Origin of the sequence: Variovorax gracilis, from assembly GCF_030317115.1 — a bacterium.
Classification (GTDB): domain Bacteria; phylum Pseudomonadota; class Gammaproteobacteria; order Burkholderiales; family Burkholderiaceae_C; genus Variovorax; species Variovorax gracilis.
Genome location: NZ_JASZYF010000001.1, coordinates 409,985 through 428,777, shown reverse-complemented (window position 1 = coordinate 428,777; position 18,793 = coordinate 409,985). Strand labels below are relative to the sequence as shown.

Annotated in this window: 19 protein-coding genes; 16 read left to right on the top strand and 3 right to left on the bottom strand. The window is 62.3% G+C overall.

What is annotated here, in order from left to right:
* Positions 1-5: 5 nt before the first annotated feature.
* The 9 genes from QTH97_RS02040 to QTH97_RS02000 all read left to right on the top strand — a co-directional run bounded on the left by QTH97_RS02040 (position 6) and on the right by QTH97_RS02000 (position 10,583).
* Positions 6-1,274, top strand: a complete 1,269-nt coding sequence (locus QTH97_RS02040) for an oligosaccharide flippase family protein (RefSeq protein ID WP_286566317.1) — start codon at positions 6-8, stop codon at positions 1,272-1,274.
* A complete protein-coding gene (locus QTH97_RS02035; RefSeq protein WP_286566316.1) occupies positions 1,274-2,515 on the top strand; it encodes an O-antigen ligase family protein in 1,242 nt (413 codons plus the stop codon). The genes QTH97_RS02040 and QTH97_RS02035 overlap by 1 nt, the downstream gene beginning before the upstream one ends.
* Complete coding sequence (locus QTH97_RS02030; RefSeq protein WP_286566315.1) at positions 2,512-3,435, top strand: glycosyltransferase family 2 protein; 924 nt, start codon at positions 2,512-2,514, stop codon at positions 3,433-3,435. The genes QTH97_RS02035 and QTH97_RS02030 overlap by 4 nt, the downstream gene beginning before the upstream one ends.
* 5 nt (positions 3,436-3,440) lie before the next feature.
* Positions 3,441-4,529 carry a glycosyltransferase family 4 protein gene (locus tag QTH97_RS02025; RefSeq protein ID WP_286567070.1) on the top strand — a complete coding sequence of 363 codons (1,089 nt, stop codon included), beginning with the start codon at positions 3,441-3,443 and terminating at the stop codon, positions 4,527-4,529.
* Between the two features lie 11 nt (positions 4,530-4,540).
* Entirely contained in the window at positions 4,541-5,647 is a 1,107-nt protein-coding gene (locus QTH97_RS02020; RefSeq protein WP_286566314.1) for a glycosyltransferase family 4 protein, read from the top strand.
* The gene (locus QTH97_RS02015) at positions 5,644-6,249 is read left to right on the top strand and encodes a sugar transferase (protein WP_286566313.1); all 606 of its coding nucleotides are present in this window, start codon (positions 5,644-5,646) and stop codon (positions 6,247-6,249) included. The genes QTH97_RS02020 and QTH97_RS02015 overlap by 4 nt, the downstream gene beginning before the upstream one ends.
* The gene (locus tag QTH97_RS02010) at positions 6,246-6,905 is read left to right on the top strand and encodes an acetyltransferase (RefSeq protein WP_286566311.1); all 660 of its coding nucleotides are present in this window, start codon (positions 6,246-6,248) and stop codon (positions 6,903-6,905) included. Before QTH97_RS02015 ends, QTH97_RS02010 begins: the two co-directional genes overlap by 4 nt.
* Positions 6,906-6,911: 6 nt before the next feature.
* Positions 6,912-8,096, top strand: coding sequence for a DegT/DnrJ/EryC1/StrS family aminotransferase (locus QTH97_RS02005; RefSeq protein ID WP_286566310.1), 1,185 nt, complete (start codon positions 6,912-6,914; stop codon positions 8,094-8,096).
* Between the two features lie 192 nt (positions 8,097-8,288).
* Positions 8,289-10,583: a VanZ family protein gene (locus tag QTH97_RS02000; RefSeq protein WP_286566309.1), complete on the top strand. Its 2,295-nt coding sequence runs from the start codon at positions 8,289-8,291 to the stop codon at positions 10,581-10,583.
* Positions 10,584-10,609: 26 nt separating this feature from the next.
* Here the strand turns inward: QTH97_RS02000 and QTH97_RS01995 are convergent, their stop codons facing one another.
* The 3 genes from QTH97_RS01995 to QTH97_RS01985 are packed head-to-tail and all read right to left on the bottom strand — an operon-like array spanning position 10,610 to position 13,200.
* Positions 10,610-11,386 carry a glycosyltransferase family 2 protein gene (locus QTH97_RS01995; protein WP_286566308.1) on the bottom strand — a complete coding sequence of 259 codons (777 nt, stop codon included), beginning with the start codon at positions 11,384-11,386 and terminating at the stop codon, positions 10,610-10,612.
* Positions 11,353-12,153 (bottom strand): lysophospholipid acyltransferase family protein, encoded by an 801-nt coding sequence (locus QTH97_RS01990; protein ID WP_286566307.1) that lies wholly within the window; start codon positions 12,151-12,153, stop codon positions 11,353-11,355. Before QTH97_RS01990 ends, QTH97_RS01995 begins: the two co-directional genes overlap by 34 nt.
* A 15-nt stretch (positions 12,154-12,168) precedes the next feature.
* On the bottom strand, positions 12,169-13,200 hold the full coding sequence (locus tag QTH97_RS01985) for a chorismate transformation FkbO/Hyg5 family protein (RefSeq protein ID WP_286566306.1): 1,032 nt from the start codon (positions 13,198-13,200) through the stop codon (positions 12,169-12,171).
* 290 nt (positions 13,201-13,490) lie between these two features.
* Between QTH97_RS01985 and QTH97_RS01980 the strand changes: the two genes are divergently transcribed.
* Genes QTH97_RS01980 through QTH97_RS01950 form a run of 7 tightly spaced genes read left to right on the top strand, consistent with a single transcriptional unit; the run spans position 13,491 to position 18,793 of the window.
* Positions 13,491-14,216: a YebC/PmpR family DNA-binding transcriptional regulator gene (locus tag QTH97_RS01980; RefSeq protein ID WP_286566305.1), complete on the top strand. Its 726-nt coding sequence runs from the start codon at positions 13,491-13,493 to the stop codon at positions 14,214-14,216.
* A gap of 25 nt (positions 14,217-14,241) precedes the next feature.
* Positions 14,242-15,537: a phosphoribosylamine--glycine ligase gene (gene purD / locus QTH97_RS01975; RefSeq protein WP_286566304.1), complete on the top strand. Its 1,296-nt coding sequence runs from the start codon at positions 14,242-14,244 to the stop codon at positions 15,535-15,537.
* Positions 15,537-16,463 carry an oxygen-dependent coproporphyrinogen oxidase gene (gene hemF, locus QTH97_RS01970; RefSeq protein ID WP_286566303.1) on the top strand — a complete coding sequence of 309 codons (927 nt, stop codon included), beginning with the start codon at positions 15,537-15,539 and terminating at the stop codon, positions 16,461-16,463. The genes purD and hemF overlap by 1 nt, the downstream gene beginning before the upstream one ends.
* Positions 16,454-17,074: a nicotinate (nicotinamide) nucleotide adenylyltransferase gene (nadD, locus tag QTH97_RS01965; RefSeq protein WP_286566302.1), complete on the top strand. Its 621-nt coding sequence runs from the start codon at positions 16,454-16,456 to the stop codon at positions 17,072-17,074. Before hemF ends, nadD begins: the two co-directional genes overlap by 10 nt.
* Positions 17,074-17,724 (top strand): ribosome silencing factor, encoded by a 651-nt coding sequence (gene rsfS / locus QTH97_RS01960; protein ID WP_286566301.1) that lies wholly within the window; start codon positions 17,074-17,076, stop codon positions 17,722-17,724. The genes nadD and rsfS overlap by 1 nt, the downstream gene beginning before the upstream one ends.
* The gene (rlmH, locus tag QTH97_RS01955; RefSeq protein ID WP_286566300.1) at positions 17,721-18,188 is read left to right on the top strand and encodes a 23S rRNA (pseudouridine(1915)-N(3))-methyltransferase RlmH; all 468 of its coding nucleotides are present in this window, start codon (positions 17,721-17,723) and stop codon (positions 18,186-18,188) included. Before rsfS ends, rlmH begins: the two co-directional genes overlap by 4 nt.
* Entirely contained in the window at positions 18,185-18,793 is a 609-nt protein-coding gene (locus QTH97_RS01950; RefSeq protein WP_286566299.1) for a Maf family protein, read from the top strand. Before rlmH ends, QTH97_RS01950 begins: the two co-directional genes overlap by 4 nt.

Below are 18,793 nucleotides of genomic sequence, written 5' to 3'. Positions count from 1 at the left end.
GACTGATGCGGCTCTCTCATGTAGCGTGGAACCTGGGAGGACTAAGTCTGCCCTTGGGAGTGGCGGCACTCACAGTGCCGTCCTTGATCGCGACGCTGGGGCACGAGCGCTTCGGTTTGCTCGCTCTGGCCTGGGGTCTGATTGGTTATGCGGGGGCGATGGACCTTGGACTGGGGCGCGCCTTGACGCAGATGGTTGCTCGTTTCCGGGGGGAGAGGAAGCTCTCGGCCATACCGGACGTTCTGATGACAGCTGGACGCCTCACGCTAGGCACGGGACTTGTCGGGGGGGCGCTCATCGCGCTGATCGCCCTGGCGGGCGGCTACAAATGGATTCGCGTGGCCGACACCTCACCCCATGAGATTCTGATTTCCATGATCCTCCTGGCCGTGGCCTTGCCCGCCCAAGCCATGAGTGCGACCTATCGCGGCCTGAATGAGGCATTCCTCAACTTCAGGGGCGTCAGCATCGTGCGGGCTACCTTGGGCGTGGTGAATTTTGGCGGGCCCTATGTGGTGTCCTTGTTCACAACGCAACTGCCGTGGTTGGTGGCGTCCTTGGTTGTCAGCCGCCTTATGGCGTTGTTCGTTTATCGGTGGCTTGCATTGAGGTGCCTGCAAGCGGAACCCGAAACCCGCGGACACGCCGGCTATTCGCGAAATGTTGCTCGTTCGCTCTTCGCCTTTGGAAGGTGGGTGACGGTGAGCAGCATCATCAGTCCGATGTTGGTACAAGCCGATCGCTTCGTCATTGCATCCACGGTGTCGGCTGCCGCAGTTTCGGCCTATGTCCTGCCCTATGAGGTTGTTGTTCAGAGCCTCATTCTTGTCGGGGCGGTGTCCTCAGTGATGTTTCCGGGACTGAGCAAGATCATGCAGGAAGCGCCGGACCAATGGCGCGCGTACTTCGACAAGTGGCTGAGGCGGGTGATGGGACTCATGCTCGTGGTGTGTTTGGCCTTGGCCGCCTTGTTGCCCGTGGTCTTGCCGCTCTGGATCGGGAGCAGTCTGAATGCAGAGTCCATTGCAGTCGGTCAAGTGCTTTGTCTTGGCGTTTTCGCCAATGCGATCGGTGCCATGTTTTACGCGTTGCTGCACGCCAAGGGGCGAGCGGACGTGACCGCGAAGCTGCATGCGTTGGAACTACCGGCCTTTCTGGCGGTACTGCTTCCACTGGTGGCAGAAATGGGAATTCTCGGCGCTGCTTGGGCTTGGGTTGGGCGCATGGCCGTTGATGCACTTGCGCTCGCTTTGTTGGCTAAACGAATCAAGTAATGCGTCGCATCTTCGAGATTTCCGTTGCGTCGTTGCTGGTCGGGTCAATTGTCTTTCCGACCGTCTTCGTACAAGCGAAAGCGGTCGCGTTCCTTATTGCACTTCTTTCCGCTGTCCATCTGCTTGTTAGTCGCGGCGCGACAATTCGTTCAGACATTGGAATTTTTTGGATTGGCTATCCAATATTGGGTCTTGCTTGGTCTTTGTACGGCGTGGCGTCTGGAAATCCTGGCGCCGTTCCTGTGCTCAGTGTGATGTTTGTTTACCCGTTGCTGTTTCCAGTTTTGGCATTTTGTTATGAGAAAGACAATGAACATTCGTTGTATGGAGTGCTCAAATTTTCTGCCTGGATCTTGGTGCTACTCAATTTGATGTACATCGTTTCTTCATCGTTCTTGGATGGGGGAGGTATTGCTCCAGTGATGCAAGAGGTGTTTGGCGACAATGCGGTGGTTGATGACGCTGAGGAATATTTCAAATTCACGCTTCCAAACGTCTCGTCGTTACTATTTTTGATTCCATTTTTTTTTGCTGCGACCGCATTTGGATACTCCCGCGTCACGTTGTGTAACGCTGCGCTAGTCTTCCTTTTGTTTGCCGTTGGAGTGTTGTCGGGGCGTCGAGCATTATTGATGTCGGTTGTGTTGGGGCCTCTGCTTGCTTATTTCCTGACGTACGGGTCAAGACGAATTCATGTGGGCTTAGTTAATTTTGCACGTTTGCGTTTAATTATTCTGACCGTAGCTCCGCTGGTCTTCATTTGGCTCTTCTATAGCGATCGCGCAGGCTTTTACGTAGAGCAGCTGTTCTCAGTCTTTGATTTTTCCGAAAATGCGAGCAACGTCGAGCGGCGTCTCCAATTTGAAGCACTGTGGGGAGGCCTAAAGGATTCGCCATTTTTTGGCCTCGGTGCCGGCGCTGCTGCAAGTTACTCGCGATCCATCGATCAACCGTGGGCATACGAGCTTTCATATATGGCATTTGCCTTTCAGTATGGGCTTATAGGATTCTCGCTTTACGCGTCCGGCCTTTGCTTTATTGTACTTGGTCTCCGTCGCTTTGTAATATATTCTGGTAGAAATGACTTTTCGTTTTGTGTGCTTTCCGGGCTTATTTCGTTTCTAATTGCAAATGCGACAAACCCGTATTTGGGCAAGTTTGACTTCATGTGGGTTATTTTTATTCCCCTTGCATTGGTCGGTTGTAGGAGTGGAAATATTGCGTCAGAGGTGGCTCGGTGATTGATGTTGTGGTGGTAAATTGGAATGCAGGGGGGCAACTGCTTCAATGCGTTGAGTCTATTCGGGAATTCGGCGAAAAAACCGTGTCTAGTGTGACGGTCGTAGACAATGACTCGACCGATGGCTCCGAGGAGTGTATTGAGAGAATTCAGGACGTTGTTCTCGTTCGCTCGGGGGAGAATTCAGGATTTGGAAGGGCTTGCAATTTGGGCGCGTCTCGTGGGGAAGCCGAGTTTTTGCTATTCTTAAATCCAGACGCCGCGCTTCATGCGGGTACTCTTCGCGAGGTGATGGCATTCATGCGAGATCCGAGCAACACGCAAATTGGGATTTGCGGCGTGCAATTGATTGACGGGGATGGCGAAGTGACACGCAGTTGCGCGCGCTTTCCGTCTGTTCGCGGCTTCTGCTCTCATGCCATTGGCCTCGATCGTTGGTTCCCCGCAGTCGGAAACATCATGTCCGAATGGGACCATGCGAATACGCGGGAAGTAAATCATGTAATCGGAGCCTTCTTCTTAGTTCGGCGCAAACTTTTCGAAGCGCTGAGTGGTTTTGATGAGCAATACTTCGTCTACCTAGAAGACGTTGATTTCTCCCGGCGCTCTTATCGGCTCGGCTGGCGCAGCGTCTATCTGGCAAGCGCTAACGCCTTCCATGCAGGGGGGGGGACGTCGCGCCAAATCAAAGCGCTACGTTTGTTCTATTCTTTGCGCAGCCGCTTGTTGTACTCGTTTAAGCACTTTTCGTGGCTCGGCGCTGCATTTGTGTTACTTGTGACGTTGCTCTTTGAACCGCTGTCGCGCTCTGCGCTCGCGATGACTCGGCGCTCATTGTCAAGCCTGATTGAAACTTGGGCCGCTTACGTCCTCCTGTGGCGCTGGCTGCCTCAATGGGCATTCAGGGGCGTGACACGTTGAAGCAAGTGAATCTCTTGGTCCTGACCAAGTATGGACGGCTGGGCGCTTCTTCGCGCATGCGTTCCTGGCAATACGTTCCTTGGCTGCAGCGAGCAGCGATCAAGGTCACCGCGCTTGCCCTCATACCAGATGAAGTCCTGCAGAACCGGTACCGGCGTGGCGGCTATGGATTGGGCGCCATGTTGCGCTCCTATGGTCGCCGTGTGATTGTGATGTTTCGGCGGGGAAGTTTCGACGCCGTCTGGATCGAGAAGGAGGCCATGCCGTGGATGCCACTCTGGCTGGAGCGAGTCTTGCTGCGCGGCGTGCCCTACGTGCTCGACTACGACGACGCCATCTTTCACAACTACGACTGTCATCGAAGTCGTGTGGTGCGGCATGTCTTTGGAAAGCGGCTGGACGGTCTCATGGCGGGCGCCGCGTTGGTCATAGGTGGAAACAGCTATCTAGCGCAACGCGCCGAGGACGCTGGCGCACCGTGGGTGGAGGTGCTTCCCACCACGATAGATCTGGCGCGCTACCCGCGTCCGACCGATATGTTGGACAACGATGGTCAAGTCAACGCTTCAGTCGACGAAAGAGTTCGAATCGTTTGGATCGGTTCGCCCTCGACTGTTCGCTATCTGCAGTTGATTCGCGAACCTCTGCAAGCGTTGGCGGCACGTCGTCCATTCGCGCTGCGAGTGATTGGCGGTGGCGACGTTGACCTGCCTGGCGTTGATGTTGAGGTGCTGCCCTGGTCCGAGGAGACGGAAGTGGAAGACATCATTGCCTGCGACGTAGGCGTCATGCCGCTGGAGGACTCTCCGTGGGAGCGGGGCAAGTGCGCCTACAAACTGATTCAGTACATGGCCTGCGGCCTTCCCGTTGTTGCGTCGCCAGTCGGAGTCAATACCTCGATTGTCGGCCGAGATTGCGGATTCTTGGCGAAGTCGTCAGAGGAGTGGCTGGCAGCGCTTGAGTCGCTGCTGTCCGCGCCCGCCCTGAGGCGCACGCTCGGCCAAGCGGGCCGTCGAAAGGTTGAAGAAGAGTTCTGTATTCAGGTCACTGCGCCTCGACTGGCCAGCTTGTTGCGACAAGTAGGTGCCAAGTGAGCAGGTTCCTAGTGATCGCGAGCTATGCCGACTCTTTGCTGGGCTTTCGAGCGCCGCTGATCGCCGCATTGCAGGCGAAAGGACTGGAGGTGCACGTTGCAGCGCCAGCGCTGTCTCGAGGCAGTGCCATCAGGGAGACGTTGGAAGACAAGGGTTTGAAGGTCCATGAGGTCCAGATGCAGCGGACAGGGACGAGTCCCGTGGCTGACCTGAAGTCGCTAGGGTCGTTGTTCGCGCTGATGCTGCGCGTTCGACCGGACTTTGTGCTCGGCTACACGATCAAACCTGTGATCTACGGGTCGTTGGCCGCCTGGCTTGCTCGGGTTCCGAAACGCTTCGCGCTTATAACTGGCCTCGGCTATGCATTCCAGGCAGACGCAAAGCGCGCCGGGTTGCAGTCGCTGGTCAGGCGCCTCTATGCGCTTGCATTGGCGAATGTTGACGTGACATTCTTTCAGAACCCCGATGACCAGGCACTGTTCCTCAACACGTCCATGATTCAGCAGCAGGCGAAGACTGTTGTGGTCAACGGCTCGGGGGTGGATGTAGCGCAGTTCTCGCCTGCCGAGATTCCGACCGGGACTGTGCGCTTCGTGCTGATCGCTCGACTCCTTCGAGACAAGGGAGTTCGCGAGTATGCACACGCCGCGCGACTCGTTCGCAAGAAGCATCCTAGCGTGCAGTTCGACTTGGTCGGATGGATCGACGAAAACCCTAGCGCCATCGCCCAGGCCGAGTTGGATCAATGGACCTCTGAGGGCACGATTCATTTTCTGGGGCGCTTGAGTGATGTTCGTCCGGCCATTGCAAATTGCTCAGTGTTCGTACTGCCTTCGTACCGGGAGGGAACACCCCGCACGGTTCTCGAGGCCATGGCTATGGGGCGTGCCGTGATCACCACCGACGCGCCTGGATGTCGCGAAACCGTAGTCAACGGGGACAACGGCTATCTCGTGCCCGTTCAATGCGTGGACGCACTTGAAAAGGCGATGCTCCGGTTTGTCGAGAGCCCTGAACTGATCAACAAAATGGGGCAGCGCGGGCGTCAGATGGCCGAAGAGAAGTACGACGTTCACAAGGTGAACGCGGAGATGCTTCGAAAAATGGGAATCGCATGAAACGCTCGTTCGATGTTCTTCTTGCTTCGCTGGCGCTGACGTTGTTGGCATTGCCGCTCTTATGTCTTGTCTGGCTCGTTCGCCGGAGGCTCGGAAGTCCCGCATTCTTCCGGCAGACCCGGCCGGGCCGCCGCGGCCGCCCTTTCCAGATGATCAAGCTGCGCACCATGACGGACGCACGCGAATCCGACGGCCGCCTGTTGCCAGATGCGGATCGCCTCACTCATTTCGGCCGCGTTCTTCGCGCCAGTAGCTTGGATGAACTGCCTGAGTTGTGGAACGTTCTCAAGGGCGACATGAGCCTGGTTGGTCCCCGTCCGTTGTTGATGGAGTACTTGCCGTTGTACTCACCCGAGCAGGCCCGTCGTCACGAGGTGCGCCCCGGCATCACCGGCTGGGCACAAGTCAATGGCCGCAACGCGTTGAGTTGGGAACAAAAATTCAACCTCGACGTATGGTACGTGGACCATCAATCTCTCCGGCTTGACATCAAGATCCTCTGGCTCACGGTGCGCAAAGTGCTCGTGCGCGATGGCATCAGCGCAGTGGGCGAGGCCACGATGCCACGATTCATTGGCACTCAAGTCCGTGACAAACAATGACTCTCTCTCTTTATGCCGTCTATGGAGCCAGCGGGTACGGCCGCGAAGTGATGCCTCTGGCGCGAGAGCAGTTGCACCGACACGGCATGTCTTCAACACAATTGGTGTTTGTGGACGACCGTCTTGAAGCAAGGTCGGTTAACGGTCATCCCGTGTTGAGCTACGCGGAGTTTGTTCAGGCAGAGGCTGGTACGCGCCACGCAGTACTCGCCATTGCAAACAGCGCTGTACGTGAGAAGTTGACTTTGCGCTGTGCCGCAGATGGGGTCCAGCCATGGACGGTGACTGCTGGCAATGTGGTGGCAATGGATGACGTCGTGCTTGGTGAGGGCGCGGTGCTGAGTCCCTTCGTGACGCTCACGTCCAACATCCGCATCGGCCGGCACTTTCACGCCAACATCTATAGCTATGTGGCCCATGACTGCGTGATCGGCGACTTCGTCACCTTCGCGCCAGGCGTCAAGTGCAACGGCAATGTGGTCATTGAAGACCATGCCTACATCGGCACTGGCGCAGTCATCAAGCAAGGCAAACCAGGTAAGCCCCTGGTCATAGGCCGAGGCGCCGTGGTTGGCATGGGTGCCGTAGTCACGCGCGATGTGCCCCCCGGCGTCACGGTGGTCGGCAACCCCGCAAAGCCATTTCTCAAAGGTTGATCCGTTGTGTTGAATACGTCGTTCTCCCCCTGGCCCAGTTTCTCGGCCGAAGAAGCCATTGCGGTCCAGCAAACGCTCCTCACGAACAAAGTCAATTACTGGACCGGCCAGGAATCCCGCGCCTTCGAAAAGGAGTTCGCCGCCTGGGCCGGCACGGAGTACGCCGTGGCGCTCGCCAACGGCACGCTCGCGCTCGATATCGCGTTGAAGGCTCTTGGTATCGGGCCGGGGGATGAAGTCGTTGTCACCCCCCGTACCTTCATCGCGAGCACTTCCTGTGTAGTCAATGCCGGTGCCACGCCTGTCTTCGCGGACGTCGAGGAAGACAGCGGCAATCTCTCGGCCGCCACCATCGCACGCGTGCTGACGCCGCGAACCAAGGCCGTGATCTGCGTCCACCTCGCAGGCTGGCCCTGCGACATGGACGGCATCATGGCGCTGGCCGACGCCCACGGCTTCAAGGTGATCGAGGACTGCGCCCAGGCCCATGGCGCACGCTACAAGGGCCGCAGCGTGGGTTCGATCGGCCATGTGGGCGCATGGAGCTTCTGCCAGGACAAGATCATGACCACAGGCGGCGAGGGCGGCATGGTCACGACCAACGATCGTGCTCTATGGTCGGCCATGTGGTCGTTCAAGGATCACGGCAAGAGCTGGGAGGCGGTGCACGAGCGTGAGCACCCGCCGGGATTTCGCTGGCTGCACGAGAGCTTCGGCACCAACTGGCGGATGCTGGAGATGCAGGCCACCATCGGTCGCATTCAGCTGCAGCGTATGGCCGGTTGGACCGAGGCGCGAACGAAGAATGCCGAAGCTGTCTGGGCTGCGTGTCGGCTGCATGCGGCGGTGCGTGTTCCGCACTTCGCGCGGCATGAAGGCGGAGCCGCACACGCCCACTACAAGTGCTACGTCTACGTGCAGCCGGATCGACTGGCCGAGGGCTGGAGTCGCGATCGCATCGTCGAATCCATCAATGCCGGCGGCGTGCCTTGCTATCAGGGCTCGTGCTCGGAGGTGTACCTCGAAAAGGCGTTCGACGACACGGGCTGGCGGCCGTCGGAGCGGCTTCCTGTCGCTCGTCGCTTGGGCGATACCAGCCTGATGTTCCTGGTGCATCCGACGCTCACATCGGTCGAACTCGACAGGTCCTGCGAAGTGATCGGGCGGGTCCTTGAGCAAGCAAGCGCGTGATGCCGCATTCCTTAGCGTCCAGTGCCAGCAAAGCCTTCGGACTGATTGAGTCTAAATGTGTCAAAAGTATCATTTTGTTCTATGATCAATCATGTATTTTTCCGAGCGGCCGAGTGAATCGGGGCGGTCAGTGATCGTGAACAGCAGCAACAACAACAAGAATTGCGTGCAGTCCTTGAAGAGAGAAGAACAATGACTGCAGCAGCATTGGCCAGGGCAAAGTTCGCCCGGCTGGGTTTCTGGGTCGCCGCATTGACGGCGCTGGTCCTGGCGCTGATGCCCGTATTGCCCCCGCAGATGCCGACCACGGGTTGGGACAAGAGCAATCACGTGATTACCTTCGCGATCCTCGGGCTGCTGGGGCGCGCGGCGTATCGCGAGCGCATTCTGGTGGTACTCGCGGGCCTGTTCGCCTACGGGGGCCTGATCGAGGTGCTTCAGTCTTTCACGCCCCAGAGGCTTGCCGAATGGGGCGATTGGTTGGCCGACGGCGTCGGACTGGTGGTCGCCTTTGTTGCAGGTTGGGCGCTGGATTGGCGGCCGCTCCAGCGGTCCGTTCGTCCCGTGCTCGCGCTGCCGCGCACCGCGAAGCGCGTTGTTGCGCTCGGGGTCGATGCTTGCCTTTGCGTCTTCACAGTGTGGCTGGCGCTGTCGTTGCGGCTGGAAGGCTGGGTGACGCTGTCGGGCGCGTATTGGTGGGCTGTTGCCGGCGCACTGGTGATCGCATTGCCAGTATTCGTCGTGTTCGGCTTGTATCGCGCCATCTTTCGCTATGGCGGCGGCGCGGCGCTGACTGCGGTATGGCACGCGTCGGTGATCTATGGCGTCTTGTATGGCGTGGTGTTCACGCTCGTCGGAGTGGACGGCGTGCCGCGTACGGTCGGAATGATCCAGCCGCCGTTGCTGCTGGTTGCGGTCGGAGCGGCGCGAGCCCTTGCGCGTTTTTGGCTGGGCGGCACTTACCGCAGTCTGGTCTCGCGCAGCACGCTTCCCAAGGTCCTGATCTACGGCGCAGGCTCGGCCGGACAGCAACTGTCGTTGGCCCTGTCGCGCAACCCCGACTTGCAGGTAATCGGGTTCCTCGACGATGACCGTCGGCTGCACGGCGGGACTGTCCGCGGTTTGCCCATCTACAGTCCGACTGTCCTCGAGGACCGGGTGCGCTCGCTGGAGGTCAGCATGATCCTGCTGGCGATTCCTTCGGCACCGCGCAAGCGCCGCAACGAGATCCTGGACTCGCTGCTCAAGCTGCATGTTGCGGTGCGCACCTTGCCGGGCCTGATGGATCTGGCCCATGGCCGCGTGCAAACCAGCGACTTGCGCGAGCTGGAGATCGAAGACTTGCTGGGCCGCGATGCGGTGCCGCCCAACCAGATCCTGCTGGGCAAGAACATTTGCGGCAAGGTAGTGCTGGTGACGGGGGCCGGTGGCTCCATCGGCAGCGAGTTGTGCCGCCAGATCGTCCGGGCGATGCCGCACACCCTCTTGTTGGTCGAGCGAAGCGAATTTGCCCTGTACGCCCTCCACGGCGAACTGCTGCATCAATTGGCCGATTCGGACCTGTCCACCGTGCGGATCGTTCCGCTGCTGGCATCGGTGCGCGACGAGCGGCGCATGCGCGAGGTCATGGTGGCATGGCGTCCGCACACCGTGTACCACGCGGCGGCCTACAAGCATGTGCCTCTGGTTGAACACAACGCGGCCGAGGGCGTGAAGAACAACGTGCTCGGTACGTGGGTCACCGCGCGGGTGGCGGCCGAGCTGGGCGTAAGCGATTTCGTGCTCGTCAGCACCGACAAGGCTGTACGGCCAACCAACGTCATGGGAACCAGCAAGCGCCTGGCCGAGATGGTCTTGCAGGCCTTGGCGGGAGAGGCAGCCAGGAAACCAGGTGGCACGCGCTTCTGCATGGTGCGCTTCGGCAACGTGTTGGGGTCTTCAGGCTCGGTGGTGCCGCTGTTCCGCCAGCAGATCAAGCAGGGCGGGCCGATCACGCTGACGCACGCCGAGGTGACGCGCTACTTCATGACCATTCCGGAAGCCGCGCAACTTGTCATCCAGGCTGGCGCGATGGCGAGTGGCGGCGACGTGTTCGTGCTCGACATGGGCGAGCCGGTGAAGATCATCGATCTCGCGCGCCGCATGGTGGAACTCTCGGGCCGCACGGTGTGCGACGCAGCGAACCCTGAAGGTGACATCGAGATCCGCGTGACCGGGCTGCGCCCTGGCGAGAAGCTCTACGAAGAACTGCTCATCGGCGACAACCCTTTGCCGACCCATCACCCGCGCATCATGAAAGCGCACGAGGACTTCCTGCCTTGGGGCGAACTGGCCTTGCGCCTGGAGGCTCTCACGGCTGCGCTGGAGTCGAACGATGTCCAGTTGATTCGCGAACTGCTGCAACAAGTGGTTCTCGGATACCGCCCTGAAGGTGAACTCGTCGACTGGGTGCACCTGGCGCAAAGGGCTGAGGCCGCGGCCGCCTGACGAGCCGCAGCGGGTGGGACCGACGTTCAGCGCTGAAACGGGGGCGCCCCTCGCATCTTGCGCAGCAACAGCCCGGGCAGCCGCAACGCGAACTCCACCATCAGCCGCGCATGCATCCAGGTCAGGAGCAGGTTGTCGCGCACGTAGCGGAAATGCGAAACCCCGCCTTCTTCAGCCGTGAGGTACTTCACCGGCGCATCGATGTTGATCGGCTTGACACCGCGCCATGCGAGACGAACCACGGCTTCCGTATCGAAGTCAAAGCGGCGCATCCATGGTTGCCGTTGCATGACGGCGATAAGGTCCATGACCGGATATACGCGGAATCCGTAGAGCGAATCGCCGATGCCCGCGAACAGCGTTTCGAGCTGGGTCCAACCGTTCGAGACGCGCCGGCCTCGGACTCGCAACATCGGCGCGCTGGCATCGAACACGGGGCGGCCGAGCACCATGGCCTTGGGCCGGGCCTGCGACGCTTGCATGAAAGCCGGGATCAGGTCCGCCGGATGCTGCCCGTCGGAATCCATCGTGAGTGCATGCGTGAAGCCCGCCTCTCGCGCCGCACGAAGACCGTGCAGCACGGCTGCGCCCTTGCCCTGGTTTTCAGGCAGTACCCAGACACGAAGACCCGGGTCCGATGCGGCCATCTGCTGAAGCCGCTCCCCCGTGCCGTCCGTGCTGCCGTCCACCACCACCCACACAGGACTCCATTGCGCTCGCGCCGCGCTGACTGTAGAGAACAGGCGTTCGCCCGTGTTGTAGCTGGGAATCAGGACAAGGTGGGTGCGCGAGACGTCTGGCATGCGGGCTGCGCGTCGGGGGCGCGCTGTTCCATGGATTGGCGGAAGTATTGTTCTATCTGCCGCAGCAGCGCGTCACTGTCCTGGGTCGGCGCAAAGCGCTGACCCAGCCTCAGCGTGAAGACGATCGGGAAGGGCGGCACGCGCCACAGCGGCCAGCCCTTGGCGAGGTAGGGTGAATCGGTGTCGATGAAAACCGTCTGGATCGGCGCCTGCGACAGCTTGGCGATCAGCGTCACGCCCGGTCGAAAGGCGTTCAGCGGCGGCGTCACGGTCCGGGTGCCCTCGGGGAAGATCACCAGTTGGCCGCCGTTCTTCAGATCGTCGACCGCGAGTCGCACCATCGTGCGGGCCGAGTCGTTGCGAATGTAGCGCGCCAGCCGTGCGCCCGCACCGAGGAAGATGTTCCGCATCAAGTCCGCCTTCATGATGCAGGCGCTGCGCGGCAGGCGCGCCACCAGCATCAGCGCATCGAGCATCGTCGGATGGTTGGCGACGAAGATCACGCCACGCTCGTCGCGCAATGCATCGAGGCAACTCGCGTCGATGCGCATCATCCCGCTGGCGGAAGCGGCCGCCCAGAAGAAGCGGTAGGCCCGCGCAATCACGCTGCGGCCCAGCTTGCGCCCCGTCTCGACCGGCAACACCGGATAGAGCAGCATCGCGATCAGGTTCCAGACGAGCGAAATCGTCCCCAGCAGCACCAGCAAAGCGTAGAGGGGCAGTGCGAAGAGCACGGAGAGCCCCGGATGAGGCGGCTGGTTCATCATCGGGCGCTCGCGCTCTCAGGCATGCAATGCGCCGCCGGCGACGGCGTGGGCTTCGATCTCCACCAGCAGGTCCTGGCGGCAGATGTCCGCTTCGAGGTAGACCGCGTGGCTCACCGTGTGGGCTGCAGGGCCCAACGCCTCTTCGAGCACCTGGCGCACCAGCGGCGCATCGGCGACATGGCGGACGTAGACCACGCAATCCAGTCTGGCCACGTCGAAGCGCGCAGTGGTGCGTTCGTTGGCCGCCGCGATCACCGCCTGCAGGTTGCGAAGCGTTTCCTGCGTCTGCGTGATCACCTCGCCCACATGCACCGTCGCGTGCCCGACGATGCTCGCCGTGCCCGAGATGAAGAGCGCCACGTCGCCCCCCCCCAACTCCGCGAGCGCAGCGCGCGAGAAGGTCGGCGCACGCGGTCCGTAGGCCGGGGGATAGCGGTAGGCCGAGACCTGCCGAGGGTTTTCGATCGGCAGCGGCGCGACGCGCCCTGCCAGGAAACGAATGCACAGCGCCCCTTGGTGAATCCCCAGGGCGCAAGCGGCTGGGGCGCCTTCGAACGCCGCCTGGTCCGCTTCGACGAAAGCTTCTTGCCGTCCGAGGTTGAACTGCCGGTAGCGTTCGAGTCCGCCCCCGTCACCGTTGATCTGAGGCAGGTAGTTCCATACGCGCAAGAGGTGCGCGCAGCCGGTCTGCTCCAGCGAAGCGAAGAGATCGCGATACGCCCGCTGGGCAAGTGCGGCAAGCCCTTGCTTCTCGACCGATTCGTCGAGATCGATGGCGCCGAGCATCCAGTGCCCGTCGCAGCGCCAGCGAACAACGCCGGTGGTGCCGGACTCGATGTGCTCGCTGGCGTGCCACACGTCGGCCATCGCACCGGCGTCGGACAGCACCCGTGCATTCACGGTGGGCATCCAAGAGAGGTCATCGGGCGTGCCGTAGCCCAGCGCTCCGAAGGGCGACTGGCCCGTGGCCGCGATCGCCAGGCTTTCGGTCAGGGACAGGCGCTCGACGCGCAGGGGCGGCGCCCCGAAAGGAACGCGCGCGGTCACTTGGCCTCGACGATGTTTTCGCCCGAAAGCGGGGCGAGGCTGCCACCGATCACGCGCACGTCGTACGCCTCGGAAGGGGGCGAGAAAAATTCAAGTACTGTTGTGGAAATATTCATGCGCATTGCGGGATTGATCTGGAGACGCCCGAGGCGCACGTTCGTGGCGCATCAGCGTCGGATTATCCCAAAAAGGCCCCTGCGCTCCTGTCAGACGAACCCGGTCGTTGTGCGCGCCGGACAGTAAACTCGCTGCTTGCTTTTGGAAAACACAAGACTGCGAGAAACAGAGCCATGGCCGGACATAGCAAATGGGCGAATATTCAGCACCGGAAGGGCCGCCAGGACGAGAAACGCGGAAAACTCTGGACTCGCGCCATCCGTGAAATCATGGTCGCCGCCCGCACCGGTGGCGGCGACCTCGGCGCCAATCCGCGGCTGCGACTGGCGGTCGAGAAGGCCAAGGCGGTCAATCTGCCGGCCGATACCGTCAAGCGCAACATCGACAAGGCCACCGGCAACCTCGAGGGCGTCAACTACGAGGAAATCCGCTACGAGGGCTACGGCATCGGCGGAGCGGCCATCATCGTCGACACCATGACCGACAACCGCGTGCGCACCGTCGCCGAGGTGCGCCATGCGTTCTCCAAGCATGGCGGCAACATGGGCACCGAAGGTTCGGTGGCCTTCCAGTTCAAGCATTGCGGACAGTTCGTGTTCGCGCCGGGCACCAGCGAAGACAAGGTGATGGAAGTGGCGCTGGACGCCGGTGCCGAGGACGTCCTGACCGACGACGACGGCGCGATCGAGGTGCTCACCGCGGTCGCCGACTTCGAGGCCGTCAAGAACGCCCTCGAGGCGGCGGGGCTGAAGCCCGAGGTGGCCGAAGTCACGATGCGGGCCGAAAACACCATCGACCTGGCCGGCGAGGACGCCACCCGGATGCAAAAGCTGCTCGACGTCCTGGAAGACCTCGACGACGTGCAGGACGTCTATCACAACGCTGCGCTGTCCGAATGACGGAAGCGCGAACGAAAGCCTGCGAATGAAGGTACTGGTCATTGGGGGAGGCGGCCGCGAGCACGCCCTGGCTTGGCGGCTGGCGCAGTCTGATCGGGTCGCCAGGGTGTACGTGGCACCGGGCAATGGCGGCACGCGCTCGGACACGCGCTACGAGTGCGTCGACATCGCGGAGCCCGCCGCGCTGCGCGCCTGGGCCCAGAAGGAAAAGATCGCACTGACCGTGGTCGGCCCCGAGGCGCCGCTCGCGGCCGGGGTGGTCGACGAGTTTCGCGCCCATGGGCTGCGCATCTTCGGACCGACGAAGGCTGCGGCCCAACTGGAAAGCTCCAAGGCCTTCTCGAAGGCCTTCATGAAGCGCCACAACATCCCGACGGCCGAATACGAGGCCTTCACCGATGCGGCGGCAGCCCACGCGTACGTCGATGCCAAGGGCGCGCCGATCGTGATCAAGGCCGATGGCCTGGCCGCCGGCAAAGGCGTCGTCGTCGCGACCACGCTCGCAGAGGCGCACGAGGCGATCGACTTCATGCTGCTGGACAACAAGTTCGGCGTGTCCCACAACGAGGGCGGCGCGCGCGTCGTGATCGAGGAATTCCTGCAGGGCGAGGAAGCCAGCTTCATCGTGCTGTGCGATGGCGTGAACGTGACCGCGCTGGCCACCAGCCAGGACCACAAGCGCCTGCTCGACGGCGACGAAGGTCCGAATACCGGCGGCATGGGAGCCTATTCGCCGGCGCCGGTCGTCACGGCCGAGGTGCACGCGCGCGCCATGCGCGAAATCATCCTGCCGACGATCCGAGGCATGGAAAAGGACGGGATTCCCTACACGGGCTTCCTGTACGCCGGCCTCATGATCGACTCGGCAGGCCACCCGAAGACGCTCGAATTCAACTGCCGCATGGGCGATCCCGAGACGCAGCCGATCATGCTGCGCCTCAAGTCCGACCTGTTCGAGGTGTTCTGGCACGCGACCGACGGCACGCTCGACCAGGTCGAACTCGACTGGGACCGCCGCGTCGCGCTCGGCGTGGTGATGGCGGCGCATGGTTATCCGCTCGACCCGCGCAAGGGCGACCGCATCGTCGGCATCCCACCGGAAGCGCCCGATGCCGTGGTCTTCCACGCGGGCACGACGCTCGAAGGCGGCGAACTCAAGACCAGCGGCGGGCGCGTCCTCTGCGTGACCGTGCTGGCCGACAGCGTCAAGCAGGCGCAGCAGCGCGCCTACGCCGTCGCGGCGCGCATCCAGTTCGACGGTGTGCAATACCGCAAGGACATCGGGCACCGCGCAGTCCACGCGCGCGGTCCGCAAGCCTGATGCAGAGCCTGCCTGGCACCAGGCCGGAAGAAGTCGGCGACTACCTGCGAGGCCTGCAGCAGCGCATTGTCGAAGCCATCGAGGCGGCGGACGGCAGCCGGTGCGTTCGCGACGAGTGGCGCAAGGAGCCCGGCGAGCCCCTGCAGGGCAGCGGGCTGACGTGCATTCTTGAAGGCGGCACGCTGTTCGAGCGCGCCGGCTGCGGCTTTTCTCAAGTGCGCGGACCCAAGCTGCCGCCTTCGGCGACGCAGCACCGGCCTGAACTTTCTGGAGCGCCTTTCGAGGCCATGGGCGTTTCGCTGGTGTTTCATCCGCGCAATCCCTACGTGCCGACCGTCCACATGAACGTACGGATGCTGGCGGCCCTGCCGCAGGACGCGGAGCCGGTGTGCTGGTTCGGCGGCGGCATGGATCTCACGCCGTACTACGGCTTCGAGGAAGACGCGGTGCATTTCCATCGAAGCTGCCGCGATGCGCTGGCACCATTCGGCGAGGATAAATATCCGCGCTTCAAGCAGTGGTGCGATGAGTATTTCGTGCTCAAGCATCGCAACGAGCAGCGCGGCGTGGGCGGCATCTTCTTCGACGACTTTTCCGAGCTCGGCTTCGAGCAGAGCTTTGCCATGCTGCGTTCGGTAGGCGATGCCTTCCTGCCGGCGTACCTGCCGATCGTGGAGCGGCGTCGCGACACCGCGTACGGCGAACGCGAGCGCGGGTTCCAGCTCTACCGGCGCGGGCGCTATGTCGAATTCAACCTGGTGTGGGACCGCGGCACGCACTTCGGGCTGCAGTCCGGCGGGCGCACCGAGTCGATCCTGCTGTCCATGCCGCCGCTCGCCAGTTGGGCCTACCGCAAGGAGCCCGAGCCCGGCACCGCGGAGGCAGCGCTGTACAGCGATTTCATCGTGCGGCGCGAATGGCTCTGAACAAGCCGCGCGTGGGTGTGTTCGGCGGCGCTTTCGATCCGCCTCACAACGCGCACGTGGCGCTGGCCCAGGCGGCGCTGGCGCAACTCGATCTGGCGCAACTGCGCATCTTTCCGACCGGACAGGCATGGCACAAGGATCGCACCCTGAGTGCGGCCGAAGATCGGCTCGCGATGGCACGGCTGGCTTTCGAAGGACTTGCAAGCACGGTGGTGGATGCGCGCGAAATCGCGCGCCCAGGCCCCACCTACACGCTCGACACCCTGCGCGAACTGCAGCAGGAGCAGCCAGCGGCGCAACTGGTGCTGATCATGGGGGCGGACCAGGCGTCGTCGCTGCCGCGCTGGCACGGTTGGGAGGAGATTCTCTCGACCGCTATAATTTCCGTAGCATTTCGTGCAGCATCCACGGGCTCTGCAGGTCCATTCGATCCCAGGACCTTGCCATCCGTGCCTTCCGGCGCGCGATTCGAAGAGCTCGAACTCCAGCCGATGGACACCAGCGCGACCGACATCCGGGCGCGCGCCGCGCGTGGCGAGGACCTTCGCGGTCTGGTTCCGGCGGCGGTTGCACGCTATATTGAACAACACCACCTCTACCGATCCGCCTGATGACCACTGAAGCCGCCGCCAAGAAAGACACCCAGAAACTCCAGAGAGCCATCATCGATGGCCTCGAGGACGTCAAGGCGCAGGACATACAGGTTTTCGACACCGAGCATCTCTCCCCCTTGTTCGAGCGTGTGATCGTTGCCTCGGGCACGTCCAACCGCCAGACCAAGGCGCTGGCCGCCAGCGTGCGGGATGCGGTGCGCGAGGCAGGATTCAACAAGCCCAGGGTGGAGGGCGAGGCCAACGGCGAGTGGATCATCGTTGACTGTGGCGCCGCGGTGGCGCACATCATGCAGCCGGCCATTCGCCAGTACTACCACCTCGAAGAGATCTGGGGCGACAAGCCGGTGCGCACCAAGCTCGGTGCGACGAAGCCCACCATCGCCAAAGCCTCGGAAGAAAAGGTGCCCGCCGCTGCAAGGAACAGCACATCCCTGCGCCGTTCCAGCGCCGCGAAGTCGGCGATCCGTGCCGCGGAGCAGGCGGCCAAGCAGCAGAAGCCGGCCGCCAAGAAGACCGCAGCCAAGAAGGCGGCAACCAAGCCGGCAAAGACCGTGGTCGTGAACAAGGCGCCCGCCAAGAAGGCCGCAGCGAAGAAGGCACCTGCTGCCAAGAAGGTCGCGCGCAAGACTGCTTCCGCAAGGTCATGAGGCTGCTGGTGGTCGCAGTCGGGCAGCGCATGCCCGACTGGGCGCAGACCGCCTGGGACGACTACGCCAAGCGCTTTCCGCCCGAACTCAAGCTCGAACTCCGCGCCGTCAAGACGGAGCCGCGCGGCTCCAAGACGCTCGAAACGCTGTACGCTGCCGAGCGCGAGCGGATCGAGGGCGCCATCGCGAAAGGCATGCGCATCGTCGCCCTCGACGAGCGCGGAACCGCACTCACCACCAAGGCGCTTGCGGCGCGGCTGCAAGCGTGGCAAGGGGAGGGCGATGACGTTGCGTTGGTGATCGGCGGCCCCGACGGCCTGGATCCCGCATTCAAGGCGGCGGCTCACGAACGCATCCGGCTCTCCGACCTGACCCTGCCGCATGCGATGGCGCGGGTGCTGCTGGTGGAGCAGTTGTATCGCGCGTGGTCGGTCAACGCCGGACACCCCTATCACCGCGAATGAGCAGCGCAGAGTTCATCTACCTGGCGTCGCAGAGTCCGCGCCGCGCCCAATTGCTGGGCCAGCTCGGCGTTCGGCACGAACTGTTGCTGGCTGCGCCCGATGAGGACGCGGAGTCGCTGGAGGCCGTGGTGCCGGGGGAGTCGCCGACGGCCTACGTTCAGCGGGTCACCGCGCTCAAGCTCGACGCGGCCGTGGCAAGGCACGGGCGGCTGGGCTTGCCCCCGGCGCCCATCCTTTGCGCAGACACTACCGTCGCCATCGGCCGCACCATCCTGGGCAAGCCGGAGGACGACCGCGATGCCGAGCGGATGCTCGACATGCTCTCCGGCCGCACGCACCGCGTGATGACCGCCATCGCGCTTCAGAACGGCCCGCAGCGCCACGCGGCACTCAATGTCTCGCACGTGCGCTTTGCCCAGGTCGAGAAACACCAGATCGCCCACTACGTCGCCAGCGGCGAGCCGCTCGGCAAGGCCGGCGCGTACGCCATCCAGGGACGGGCCGCGGCGTTCATCGAACACATCAGCGGCTCGCATTCGGGCATCATGGGTCTCCCGATGTTCGAGACCGCCCAGTTGCTGCGGCTGGCGGGTTTCAGGCTTTAA